Below are 12,605 nucleotides of genomic sequence, written 5' to 3'. Positions count from 1 at the left end.
GGTGTCAAATGCTTTTTACTCATGACACGGAGCAGGGCTTGCGGTCGGCGGCCGCGCTGATCAACACCGGCCGCAATGGCCGGGAGCTACTCCCGGACGCGTCGGCGCTGCCGGTACTGCTGGATCAATACGGCTGGACGGGCAGGCGCGACGGTGACGACGCCGAGCTGGCGGCCGTCAAGGCGCTGCGGGTGCGCCTGGGCGATATCTGGGCGCATATCAACGACGAGGAGTACGTGGTCCGGCAGGTCAATGCCTTGCTGGCGGATACCCATGCCTCTCCATGGCTGACCCGTCATGTCGAGGAGCCCGATTGGCACCTGCATATGGCCCCCAGCGATGCGCCGCTGGCGGACCGTTTGGGTGCCGAGACGGCCATGGTGTTCGCGGATCTGGTGCGCACCGGGGAGCAGCGGCGGCTGAAGACCTGCGCCGCACCGGACTGCGATGCCGTCCTGATTGATCTGTCCCGCAACCGATCTCGCATATTCTGCGATACCGGAAACTGCGGCAACAGGCAGCATGTCGCCGCCTATCGGGAGCGTCTGCGCGACGAGCCGTAGCGCGAAAGTGCTACTGCGAGAAGGCCTGTATGGGCCGGCCCAGGTAGGCCAGCTCATCGCTCACGGTGACCAGGCGGACCTGGATGGTCTCGCCGCCGGCGGTCAGCAGAATGTGATCGCCGTATCCGTTGGGCTGATCGATGATGACGTCGGGCCGCGCCGGCAACGCGTCATACTCACTGCTGATGATGTGCAGTGCCGTGCAGTTACTGGGCAGCGCGGTCGGCTGCATCCCGTCCACCACCGCCAGGGTGCATCGGGGATCGATGAAGCCAGGGCCACTGGCGAATTGGATGCGATTGGCATCGCCGATCGAGGTCACCATGACATCCCACATGTGGGGCCGGTCGGTGTAGACGACGACGAGGGCGCCGATCGCGACCGACCGCAGCACCACCTGCTGGCACACATACAGTTCGGCGCGCACCACCACGGTGTGCACACCTTGCCCGGACAGTCGGGTCGCGATGGCGCGGCCGGACATGTCAGATCCGATCAACTGGCCACAGCCCGATGTGGGTAGGTGAATGCCGTCGAGCTCCTCGTTGCTCATTTCGATGCTTCGGGTCAGGTACTCCAACCCGATGGCACCCACCGGCAGTCCAGCGAAGAACGCGTCGCGCTGACTGCCGTTGAGCGAGGTCATGCCGGTGGAACGGCGCACCGGGAGCTGCTCGTCGGTGGCCCACCGCACCAGCGCGCCCACCGATGTGCGGCCCTTGGTGGCCGGGCGCAGACGGACGGTAACGCTGGTTTCCAGCGTGGGCCGGGCCCACAATCCGGTCAGGGTGGCGTCGGTGATGTACCAGGGATCGATGCCCATGGCCACGTTGTAGGAGTCGATCAGCGTGAGTCCGCTCCAGTCCTCATGCATGGGCGCACCCGCGTACTGGCGCAGCATTTCGGCGCTGATGCGGTGGATCTGGCCGGCCTGCAGGATGGTGCTGCCGCAGTGGGCGGTCGCCAGGGCGCGCCGCACACGTGCCGTGGCGATGACGGCGCATCGTTCCGCGCCGCGCCTGCCGCCGCCACGGCGGAACACGGCGTCGACGTTTGCGCCCGGGTCGAATCTGAGCACCACCCAGACCGTGCGGATCGCGACGGCGGGCAGGGGACCCACCAGCCGGTCGTAGCCGCCCCGCAATACGGTGCCCTGCGAGGTGCGCTGACCGTTGCTGATGACATCGATACTTTCCAGCTCGATGTCGTTCTGGTGCATGCACTCCCGGAGCACGCGCAGTGGCACCAACGAGTCGGTGGCGCAGTGATCGGGGGTGATGACCGACGGATGAAGCTGGGTCGCGCTGATCTCCAGGACGGTGATGAGTTTGCCGTTCTCCCAACGGGTGCCCGTCCAGCTGTCCTGGCCGCTGGCGGTGTCGGCGATGCTGCCCGAGCTGCGATAGGTACGGCCCGTCAGATACTTGAATCCGGTAACTGCCCAATGCCTGACGGTTTGGCCGCCCCACCTGCCGAGCACGAGCGCCAGTGACACGATCGCGATCAAGAGCGCAGCCCACCATGGCCAGCCGAACAGCAAGGAAACCAGCACCGCGGCAAGCACCAGCAACTGCGAGATCACCATGATCTGGATCGGCATCGTCGCCCGACGTACCTGTTCCGGAGCCGCCCCGCTCGAGGTCACCTTTCCCCCTTCTGTGCCGCCGTAACAGCGGTGGATATCGCCGCACGACCTGTCCGGTCATTTCGGCCGTCACCCGCAACCTATCGTGGTTGCCCAGTATTGCAATAGGCTGCATGGCCGTGTGGCCGGTACGTAGGATCTAACAAGATCTGGGGGCCGGCCTAGAGGCATCGCTAGGTCATAGATTCACGTTTCGCAGTATTTCCTGGAGGGGGGACGATGGCGCGACAACCGACAACCCGGCTGCAGGTCAGCGGGTACCGGTTCCTGGTGCGGCGTATGGAGCACGCACTGGTTCGCCGCGACGTCCGGATGATCCACGACCCGATGCGGTCGCAGTCCAGCTCACTGGTGGTCGGCATTGTGCTGGCAACGGTCGTGGTCGCCGGGTGCGCGATCCTGGCGTTCTTCCGGCCCAACATGCCGCTGGGTGATCAGCCCATCGTCATGGGCAAGGACACCGGTGCGGTCTACGTCCGGATCCAGGACACGCTGCATCCGGCGCTCAATCTGGCCTCGGCGCGGTTGATCTCCGGGAACAACGAGAACCCCAAGCCGGTCAAGGACTCGGAGCTGGCCAAGGCGCGCCGTGGGCCGCTGGTCGGCATTCCGGGCGCCCCGGCCTCGATTCCCGGCGCCTTGACTGGTGACGACACCGTCTGGACGGTGTGCGATGTCGCGACACCCCCGCCCAGCTCCACCGTCACCACCACCGTGATCGCAGGCAAGGTGACCTTGGAGAACGGCAACGAGGAGATGCCGAAGGACCGCTACGCCCTGGTGACCGTGAACAGCCAGATGTACCTGCTGTATGACGGCAAGCGGGCGGCGGTCGACATGACGAATCCCGCGGTCACCCGCGCGCTGCGGCTGGAGGGCGTCACGGCCCGGCCGATTTCGATGAATGTGCTCAACGCCATCCCCGAGGTGCCGGCCATTGCGCCGCCGCCCATCCCGGACGCCGGTGCGGCCTCGCCCATCACCACCGCGGGCGTTCGTGTCGGGTCCGTCATCAAGATGAGCCGGGCGGACTCCGCCGAGTACTACGTGGTGCTCGCGGGCGGCGTGCAACGCATCAACGAGGTCACCGCCGACCTGATCCGATTCTCCGATTCCCAGGGTGCCCAGGACATCGTCACCGTGGCGCCAGATGTGATCGCGGGGCATCCCAGCCTCAATCTGCTTGCGGTCCAGACCTTCCCGGACCGTGCCGGAAAGATCGTGGACGTGCCGGAGAAGTCGGTGCTGTGCAGCAGCTGGAAGCCGGGCCAGGAGAAGACGCAGGAGCACGCCGCCACCAAGTTGTTGATAGGTAGCTCGCTGCCCTTGAAGACCGATCAGGTGCCGGTGGTGCTGGCGCAGGCCGATAAGGAAGGCCCCAACGTCGACTCGGCGTACATCCCGCCGGCCCGCAGTGCCTTCGTGCGGTCCACCGGTCTGGGTGGCGATACCGGTCGCGCGGAGTCGCTGTACCTCATTCTCGACACCGGCGTGCGCTTCGGCATTGGTGGTCTGGAGGCTGCAAAAGCCTTGGGGCTCAACGTCGAACCCGTGCCGGCTCCCTGGCCGATCATCGGGCTGCTGCCCCCTGGGCCGCGGCTGAGTAAGGAAGACGCACTGGTCGTCCATGACGGAATGCCGCCGGACAAGACCGGTTTGGCAATCAACCCGTCGACATCGGCCACCCAAGCCCCGTCCTGACGGACGGGCCGGCGTTATTCGTCGGGGTGTTCCCGGCTCTGCCGGAGCCTGCGGACCGGCGCCAACATCGCCAGCGCGGCGGCGAGAAACATTGCGCAGACCGCTATCCCGATGAGTGCTACACGGCGCGGCCGCGGATCGGGCGGCGGGGGAGCGGGCGGCAGCACGAGTTTCTTGGCGGCATTGGCCCGCGAGAGATCACTGGTGGTGCCCAGGTCATCGCTGACCGCGGCGAGCGCGTCCACCACGCCGAAACCCAGATACGGGTCCCAGCCGCCGGGCGGGCGATGCGCCGTGTTCTTGATGCGGCTCATCACCTCACGCGCACTCAGCTGGGGGAATCGTGAACGCACCAGCGCGACAACACCACTGACCACCGGAGCCGAGAAGCTGGTGCCCTGGATGGGCACCGGGCCCTGGTCGCCCATGTAGGCGTTGGTCAGCGCGTCGCGGTTGGGGTCCAGGGAGATGATGTCCTCTCCGGGCGCGGAGACATCGACCCAGGGGCCGCCGAGGCTGAACTTGGAGGGTTGCCCGTCCGGCCCGATCGAACCGACGGTGAGAACCAGATCGTTGTACCAGGCCGGACTCACGGTCTCCAGCACGGAATCCCAATCCGGGGTGTTGGGCCGGGCCGGATCGGGCGGAGGATTCTGGCTCTTGCACTGCCCGTCGCCGACGTTTCCGGCGGCCACCACCACGACGACGTTCTTGACGTCCACGGCGTACTGCAGTGCGGCACCCAGCGGCCGATCATCCAGGAACTGCTTGGCCGAGGCGCAGGCCACCTCGGAGATGTTGATGACGGTCGCACCCATGTCCGCGGCGGTACGTACCGCCATCGCCAGGGTGTCCACGTTTCCGACGCCGCTGATCTTGGAGGGGTCGTCGCGGTCATTGCCGCCCTTGTTCTTCACCGCGAACTTCGCGCTGGACTGCCGAATGGTGATCAGGCTGACGTCTGGCGCGATACCGCTGAAAGCGCTGGCCCCGGTGGGATCCGGTGCCGCCGCGATGATTCCGGCGACGATCGTGCCGTGCGCGTCGCAGTCCTGGGTGCCGTTGCCGCCCTCGAAGACGTAGTCACCGCCCGGGATGAGCGGTGGCAGCCGGGGACTGCGTGCGACGCCGGTGTCGATCACCGCGACGGTCTGGCCGGCACCACGGGACAGCTGCCAGACCAGCGGCAGATCGAGCCCGCGCTGCTGCGTGGGGACCTTGTTGAGGTCGCGCTTGGGATCAATGCCGGGGAATCGGCACAGTTCCTTCTGCTCGGTCGGCTCGATCGGGGCGGGCGGACGCGGGCCGGGCAGCATGCTCGGGTCGACGGGCAGCGGCGCGAAGGCGCGCGCTGTCGCCAGCACATGCGTCGAGCCCGTCGCCAGCTGCGACGACATCGCCAACATCACAACGACTGCAGCGGTGGCGATACGGCGGGCCACGCCCAGGCTCATGGCAGGTTCAATCCCCGCACGGCGCTGTACACGCCGCACACCCAGACGGCGACCGGAACGATCAGGGACAGCGCGATGTATTCGATGATCTCCACCGTGCGCCGTGCCACGGGTGAGTACTTTCGCGCCGATACCAAGAAGCCCAATGCGATGGCCGACCCCGCGGCGATGGCGGTCAACACAGTGGTGAAGACCGCTGCCGTCGGGTACGCGATAGCGACGAACGCGAATACGGCCACCGGAATGGCTATGCCGCCGAGGTTGATCGCCACCGTCTGCGCCAGGTCGGCATGCGACCGCGCCCGCAGCATCATCGCCAGCGCGATCAAGGCCGCCAGCACCACTCCGCTGAACCGATGTGCGCCGGTGGGGTGATGTGCGCCCGCCCCGGAGAAGGACAGCGCCGCGAGCACGGCGCCCACCGCGGTGACCGCGGAGGTTCCGCACACCAATCCGGTTAGCACGGCATGTGCCCGCAGCGCCTTCTCGCGAAGGTCGGGGAGTGGGGGTAGTGCCGTGGCGTCCTCGACGTCGTCGCCCTCGGTATCAAGCCCGTCCAGGCCCTCGATGGCTTCGATCGGCGCGGTGGAATGTTCGGGACGAGATGGGGCGCCCTGGGTGGGCACCGGAGGCAGCGGGAGCCGGGCCAAGACCATCGCCACACGCGGCGACAGCGCCACCGCGCAGATTCCCACCGAGCCCAGCACTGCCCCCAAGCTGTAAATCGGCGGCTCGAACAGCACGTAACCCAGTGCCGCGGCGAACCCCAGGAATGATGCCGAGGCGACCGCCACCAGCGATGTGGTGCCGGTGCCGGTGGCTCGCATGGCGAGAATCGCCACCACCATCGCCACCATGAGCGCCAGCATGGCGTGGGGAGCGCCGTACTTTCCGGGCACGAAAAGAGCTCCCGCCACAGCGGAAAAGCCGACCGCGCAGTGACTGAGCATCACCGAGGCGAGCGAATCGTCGTAGACCCTGTTCGCGAACACCGCGGCGGTCATCGCCACCAGCGCTATCGCCACCGCAATGATAGGAAGCAGCAGACCGGGGTTGGTGGCGCCGGCGCGCAGCAGCGCGGTGGCACCCAGTAATGCGGACAGCCCGCAGACCGAGGCACCGAGGATGCGGGCCGCGTTCCGGCTCCACGGATGGGCCGAGACGGTACGGAAGGTCGACACCGCCAGAAAGACGTCGTCGAACAGCGGATCCGGTGCCGCGACATCGGATCGGGTGAGAATCAGCTGGTCGCCATCGCGAATCTCAAGCTCCCCGAGGGTGCTGGACATCTGCAGCGGTGGCTGACCGGGCCGGGACAGACGCCAATGCGTTTCCACGGCGTCCTCCGGGCTGGTCAGCTCGGGGACACCGACATGCTGGTTGATGATGTCGACGATCGATCCGACCAAGAGAGCCAGCGGAACACTCGTCGGCAGCGCCAGGTCGACCTGGGTTCGCTCAGCCTGAACGGAAACGCGGCACAGTTCGAGTACCGCCGAACGTTGCTCGGCGCCCGACTGCGCATGTGTCATGCTGTGCCCCCTACCTGCCCCCACGGTCATTGATCTTTGCGCATGCACACTAGCCGAACGCGACTGAAGGTCGCCAGCGGTTCGGCGCATCCGCGCGATCGTCGCACGGATGAACAGCGGTAGCAGCGATCTTATGAGCGAATTCGTTGCGGCACCGGATATAACGACCCTATCCTGTAGCCCGCCGTGGGCTGGGCGGTAGCGTGGATGACTCAGATAGCCACGAGATGCGACGCGGGGGAACCGGAGGGCCAGGGGTGAGCACCGAGTGAACACCACAATCTTTATTCGGCGGCCTCGGCTTGCCGTGCCGCGCGTGCCGGGTGGCGAGGTCAATGTGCAGCCACCGCCGGAGATCCCGCGGCCGGTGCCCTCACCGATCATCGCCAAGATCATGCCGCTGGTCATGGTGGTGGCGATGGTCGGCATGATCGCCTTCTTCGTCACCTCGGGCAGTTTCGGTAGCGGCGGTGCGGGCGGCGGCATGATGCGCAGCCCGATGTTCATGCTCTTCCCGATCATGATGATGGTCTCGATGGTCAGCATGGTGTCCAACAGCGGGGGCAAGGGCGCCAAGACCAGTGAGATCAACGAGGACCGCAAGGATTACCTGCGGTACCTGGAAGTGGTGCGCAAGAACGTCACCGATACCGGTGCGGCTCAGCGCAAGGCGCTGCTGTGGAACAACCCGGACCCCGCCGCGCTGTGGACCCTGGCGGGCGGGCGCCGCATGTGGGAGCGGCGTCCCGGCGATAGCGACTATTGCCACGTGCGCGTCGGCACCGGCGATCAGCGGCTTGCCGCGCAGTTGGTGGCGCCCGAGATCGGGCCGGTCGAGGAGTTGGAGCCGGTTGCCTCCGTGGCGCTGCGCCGATTCGTACGTACCCACTCGCTGGTTCCGGAGTTGCCGATCGCACTGAATCTGAGGGGTTTTGCCGCCGTCACCATCGACGGTTCCCCGGAGGTGGCGCGCGGAATGTTGCGCGCCATGATCTGTCAGCTGGCCATGTTCCACGGGCCCGACCAATTCCTGGTCGCGGCGGTGGTCAACCGCCATGCGGCACCGCATTGGGACTGGCTCAAATGGCTTCCGCACGCACAGCACCCGAGCTCATTCGACGGCGTCGGTACGTCTCGGCTGGTGTATCACTCGCTGGGCGAGGTCGAGGAGTCGTTGGCCTCGCTGATCACCGAGCGTGAACGGTTCTCCCGGACCGCGCAGCCCTCGCCAGACAGGCCGCAGATCCTCATCGTGGTCGACAGCGGCACGTTGATCGGTTCCGAGCGCCTGATCGTCGATCACGGCATCGACTCGGTGACCCTTGTCGAGATCGGCACCAGGGTGGATCCGCTGGCGGCCCGGCGCGGCATGCAATTGGAGCTCACCGAACGCGGACTGGGCGCCAAGGGCAACGTGGGGTCCGAGGTCTTCGCCCACCCCGATCACCTCACCATCACCGAGGCGATGGCCTGCGCGCGCCGGCTGGCGCCCTACCGGGTGCTGACCGGCAGCGGCGATGAGGTCCAGATCCAGACCGAGGTCAGTACGCGCTGGTCCGACATCGTGGGAATCGGCGATCCCGGGCTACTCAACCCGGAAGTGGTGTGGCGCAACAGAGTTGGTCGTGACCGGCTGCGAGTGCCGATCGGTATCGCGGTCGACGGCACGCCGATGGAGCTGGACATCAAGGAAGCCGCCGAAAACGGCATGGGTCCGCACGGGCTCTGCATCGGAGCGACCGGCTCGGGTAAGTCGGAGTTCCTGCGCACGTTGACGCTCGGCATGATCGCGACCCATTCGCCGGATGCGCTCAACCTGGTGCTCGTCGACTTCAAGGGTGGTGCCACGTTCCTCGGCCTGGACCGGGCGCAGCACGTCGCGGCCATCATCACCAACCTCGCCGAAGAGGCAAACCTGGTGTCCCGCATGAAGGACGCGCTCGCAGGCGAGATGAACCGGCGCCAGGAGCTGCTGCGCGCCGCGGGCAACTTCGCCAATGTCACCGAGTATGAGCGTGCCCGTGCCGCGGGTGCGTCTCTGGCCCCGCTGCCCGCACTCTTCATCATCGTCGACGAGTTCTCCGAATTGCTCAGCCAGCACCCGGATTTCGCGGAACTGTTCGTAGCCATCGGCCGTCTGGGCCGGTCGCTGCACGTGCATCTGCTGCTGGCCTCGCAGCGTCTGGACGAAGGCCGCCTGCGCGGTCTGGAGTCGCACCTGTCTTATCGACTCTGCTTGAAGACCTTCTCCGCCAACGAATCCCGCGCCGCGATCGGCGTTCCGGATGCCTACCACCTGCCCAACACCCCGGGGTCCTGCTACCTCAAGGATGACTCGGGCGAGTTGACGCGATTCCAAACCTCATATGTGTCCGGGGCCTACGTGCCCTATGGGCCGGCGCGGCGCGCCGTCTCCTCCGGGGGTGGGGGCGCTGCTCCACGCCTCTTCACCGCATCGCCGGTGGCGCTGCAGATGCGTCCCGCGGAAGTGGTGGAGGACGATTCGCCGGCTGTGGCCGAGGCCACCGGACGGTCGGTCATCGACACGATCCTCGATCGTGTTGAGGGACACGGTAATCCGGCGCACGAGGTGTGGCTGCCGCCATTGGATGATTCGCCTACGCTCGGCGACCTGATTCCCCGGCACGGTCGCGCCGGTTTCGACGCGGTCGGTAGTTTGACCGTCCCGATCGGCATCGTGGACCGGCCTTACGAGCAGCGGCGCGACCCGTACATCGTGGATCTGTCCGCCGCCGCGGGCAACGTCGCCATCGTGGGCGCACCGCAGTCCGGTAAGTCGATGACCGTGCGCACCCTGGTCACGTCGCTCGCGGTGACACACAGTCCGGCTCAGGTGCAGTTCTACTGCCTGGACTTCGGCGGTGGCACGCTCACGTCGCTGGCTCAGCTGCCACATGTCGGTTCGGTGGCCAGCCGACTGGAATCGGATCTGATCCGGCGCACATTCGCCGAGATGTTGACGATCGTCAGGTCGCGTGAGAACGCCTTCCGTGCCTACGGCATCGACTCGATGGCCGAGTACCGGCGGCGCAAGGGTGCCGGCGACCCGCAGCTGGCCAGTGATCCGTTTGGTGACGTGTTCTTCATCATCGACGGCTGGTCCACCGTCCGCCAGGAATTCGAGGTGCTGGAGCCGCAGGTCACCGCGCTGGCGGCGCAGGGTCTCGGTTTCGGCGTGCACACGGTGGTCACGGCGTCACGCTGGGCGGAAATCCGGCCGGCCCTGAAGGACCAGATCGGTACCCGCGTCGAGCTTCGCCTGGGTGACCCGCTGGATTCGGACTTCGATCGCAAGCTGGCGCAGCTTGTCCCGGACGGCAGGCCGGGCCGGGGCATCACCCGCGACCGCAGGCACATGCTCATCGGATTGCCCCGTGTCGACAGCGTCTCGTCGAATCAGGACCTCGGTGAGGCCATCGCCGCGGCGGCCGCGAGCATGCGGCAGCGCAGCTCGGCGGAGGCGCCGCAGGTGCGCATGCTGCCGCACAAGATCGATTACGCGGCGCTGGTGCCGCAGGCACCGCAGAACGATCAGCCGAACCTGCGGATCCTGGTGGGTATCAACGAGTCCGAGTTGGCGCCGATGTTCCTGGAATTCGGCGAGCAGCCGCACATGATGATCTTCGGCGACAGCGAGTGCGGCAAGACCGGTCTGTTGCGCACCATCTGCCGCGAGATTGTCCGCACCACCACCCCGCAGCAGGTGCAACTGTTCATCGTCGACTACCGCCGCACCTTGCTCGGTGTCGTCGAGACCGAGCACCTTGCCAAATACGCGATGTCGAGCAACACGCTGGTCGACGAGGTGCCGGCGCTCATCGAGCTACTCAAGTCGCGCATGCCGGGACCCGATGTCACGCAACAGGAATTGCGTGACAGGTCCTGGTGGTCGGGTCCGGAGATCTACATCTTGGTCGACGATTACGACTTGGTGGCATTGGCGAGCGGTAACCCGCTGCTGCCGTTGGCGGAATACCTACCGCACTCGAAAGACATCGGTCTGCATGTCGTTATCGCGCGGCGTACCAGCGGTGCCTCGCGGGCGATGTTCGAGCCGATGATGGCGCGCATGAAGGACCTCTCCTGCATCGGTCTGCAGATGAGCGGTAGTAAGGACGAGGGCGTGCTGATCGGTACGGTGCGGCCGAGTGAGCAACCGGCGGGCCGAGGCACCCTGGTCATGCGTTCGGGCGGTCAACAGCTGATCCAGGTCGCTTGGAGCGACCCGCAGTGATTCTCGATCGCGACCCGCAGACAGGGGCGCGGGTGGCGATCGAAGTGACCGAAACGGTAGTTCGGGCGCGAACCGACGACGGACTCCGGGAAGCCGGGCGCGCCGATGTTCGGTCGGCGGTCGCCGCGCTCGACGACGATATGGCGCTGCTGCCCGGTCGGGTGGTCCCGTCCCGCGCGCTGTGGGCGGCACTGTTCGAATCACTGCTCACCGACCGGAACGCGCCGGTCCGCCTCGACTCGATGGTGCTGATCCATCCGACCGCGTGGAGTCCGGCGCGCCGCACCCTGCTGTCTGGTGCCGCGCGGATGATGGCGGCGACGCTGACCGTGCGGTCGCGGGCCTTCGCGCTGGCCGAGCGCGGGGTGCGTACCGACATATCCGGCCGCTCATTGGTGGTGGTCGAGGTATCGCCCAGTGAGGTGGCCGTCACCGTCGTCGGACCCGGCTCCGACGGTGAGCCGGCGTCGACGGTTCGTCACCTCGAAGACCGGTCCTGGGAGACCGCGAGCGCGGCCGAGGTCGCGCGGGCCGTGGCACGTGCCGTCGAGCAGGTGGTCCGCGATGAACGCCCTGGAATCGCTGCGATTCTCGTTGATTCGGCCGATAGGTACCTGGGTGAGGCGATTGTCGATGCGATTGACCGGATAGGTCTGACACCCGGGGTTTCGCAGGTCGCCGCGGATTTCGTGTTCCGCGACATGGGCCAGGCGCCACGTGCGTCGGCCTTTCTCGAGCAGGCCGCCGACGAGCCCGCAGTGGCCAGGACATCCGAATGGACGCCGGCGGCACCCGCCAGGTCCGCACCCCGGCTGCCCCGGTGGTGGCCGGCCGTCGCGATCGGTGTGGCGGCGGCGATCGTGGTGACGGGTGTCGTGCTCACCGTGGCATCCACGCGGGCGCGGCAGCCCGCACCGGCGGCACCCGAGATGGTTACCTCGCTGCTGGTCGAGGGGAGAGTGCAGTTCATGGTCCCCGCCGAGTGGGCGGTGCGGCGCATACCCGCCGGCGGGGCCGGGTCCGCTCGGGTCGAGGTGATATCGCCGGAGGATCCCGAAGCGGTCGTGCACATGACTCAGGTGCGGGTGAAGCCGACGGAGACCCTGGCAGCCACGGCCGAGACGCTGCGCGCCGCGATGGAGAAGGAACCGCCGGGATCGTTCACCGACTTCAAGGCCGATGACCAGAAGATGGAGCGGCCGGCGGTCACCTACACCGAGGTCCGGGAGGGCCATGACATCGCCTGGGCGGTACTTTTGGATGGCGATCTACGGATAGGAATTGGCTGCCAGTTCAAGAAAGGTAGCTATGACGACGTTCTTCAGGCCTGTGAACTTGCAATTCATACGGTTCACGCGGTAAAGTCGAGTAGCTAGCCAGATTGCTGAAAAAAACTTTGAAAAAGATGGAACCGATCTGACGGTAGGGCCATCGTATGTAGTTGTAAGGACAAAA

General features: G+C 66.5%; 7 protein-coding genes. 4 read left to right on the top strand and 3 right to left on the bottom strand.

The features are described 5' to 3' along the window. Window positions 1–8: 8 nt before the first annotated feature. Complete coding sequence (locus ABG82_RS21260; protein ID WP_043076508.1) at window positions 9–563, top strand: CGNR zinc finger domain-containing protein; 555 nt, start codon at window positions 9–11, stop codon at window positions 561–563. Between the two features lie 10 nt (window positions 564–573). On the opposite strand, the gene eccE is transcribed toward ABG82_RS21260, so the two are convergent. After that, window positions 574–2,208 carry a type VII secretion protein EccE gene (gene eccE / locus ABG82_RS21255; RefSeq protein WP_043076509.1) on the bottom strand — a complete coding sequence of 545 codons (1,635 nt, stop codon included), beginning with the start codon at window positions 2,206–2,208 and terminating at the stop codon, window positions 574–576. A 219-nt stretch (window positions 2,209–2,427) separates the two neighbouring features. Here eccE and eccB point away from each other — a divergent pair, with 219 nt between their 5' ends. Then, complete coding sequence (gene eccB / locus ABG82_RS21250) at window positions 2,428–3,909, top strand: type VII secretion protein EccB (RefSeq protein WP_043076510.1); 1,482 nt, start codon at window positions 2,428–2,430, stop codon at window positions 3,907–3,909. A gap of 14 nt (window positions 3,910–3,923) precedes the next feature. On the opposite strand, the gene mycP is transcribed toward eccB, so the two are convergent. Next, window positions 3,924–5,363 (bottom strand): type VII secretion-associated serine protease mycosin, encoded by a 1,440-nt coding sequence (gene mycP / locus ABG82_RS21245; protein ID WP_043076511.1) that lies wholly within the window; start codon window positions 5,361–5,363, stop codon window positions 3,924–3,926. Next, the gene (gene eccD / locus ABG82_RS21240; protein ID WP_043076512.1) at window positions 5,360–6,895 is read right to left on the bottom strand and encodes a type VII secretion integral membrane protein EccD; all 1,536 of its coding nucleotides are present in this window, start codon (window positions 6,893–6,895) and stop codon (window positions 5,360–5,362) included. The genes mycP and eccD overlap by 4 nt, the downstream gene beginning before the upstream one ends. A gap of 268 nt (window positions 6,896–7,163) precedes the next feature. Between eccD and ABG82_RS21235 the strand changes: the two genes are divergently transcribed. Beyond that, window positions 7,164–11,150, top strand: coding sequence for a type VII secretion protein EccC (locus ABG82_RS21235; protein ID WP_043076513.1), 3,987 nt, complete (start codon window positions 7,164–7,166; stop codon window positions 11,148–11,150). After that, window positions 11,147–12,526, top strand: coding sequence for a type VII secretion-associated protein (locus ABG82_RS21230; RefSeq protein WP_043076514.1), 1,380 nt, complete (start codon window positions 11,147–11,149; stop codon window positions 12,524–12,526). The genes ABG82_RS21235 and ABG82_RS21230 overlap by 4 nt, the downstream gene beginning before the upstream one ends. Window positions 12,527–12,605: the final 79 nt, after the last annotated feature.

Origin of the sequence: Mycobacteroides immunogenum, from assembly GCF_001605725.1 — a bacterium.
Classification (GTDB): Bacteria; Actinomycetota; Actinomycetes; order Mycobacteriales; family Mycobacteriaceae; genus Mycobacterium; species Mycobacterium immunogenum.
This window is presented reverse-complemented; position numbering and strand designations above follow the sequence as displayed.

What these genes read in the sequence shown, in the direction of transcription:
- eccD (WP_043076512.1), bottom strand. Translation starts at nt 6,895, where the DNA reads ATGACACATGCGCAGTCGGGCGCCGAGCAACGTTCGGCGGTACTCGAA.
- ABG82_RS21260 (WP_043076508.1), top strand. Translation starts at nt 9, where the DNA reads ATGCTTTTTACTCATGACACGGAGCAGGGCTTGCGGTCGGCGGCCGCG.
- mycP (WP_043076511.1), bottom strand. Translation starts at nt 5,363, where the DNA reads ATGAGCCTGGGCGTGGCCCGCCGTATCGCCACCGCTGCAGTCGTTGTG.
- eccB (WP_043076510.1), top strand. Translation starts at nt 2,428, where the DNA reads ATGGCGCGACAACCGACAACCCGGCTGCAGGTCAGCGGGTACCGGTTC.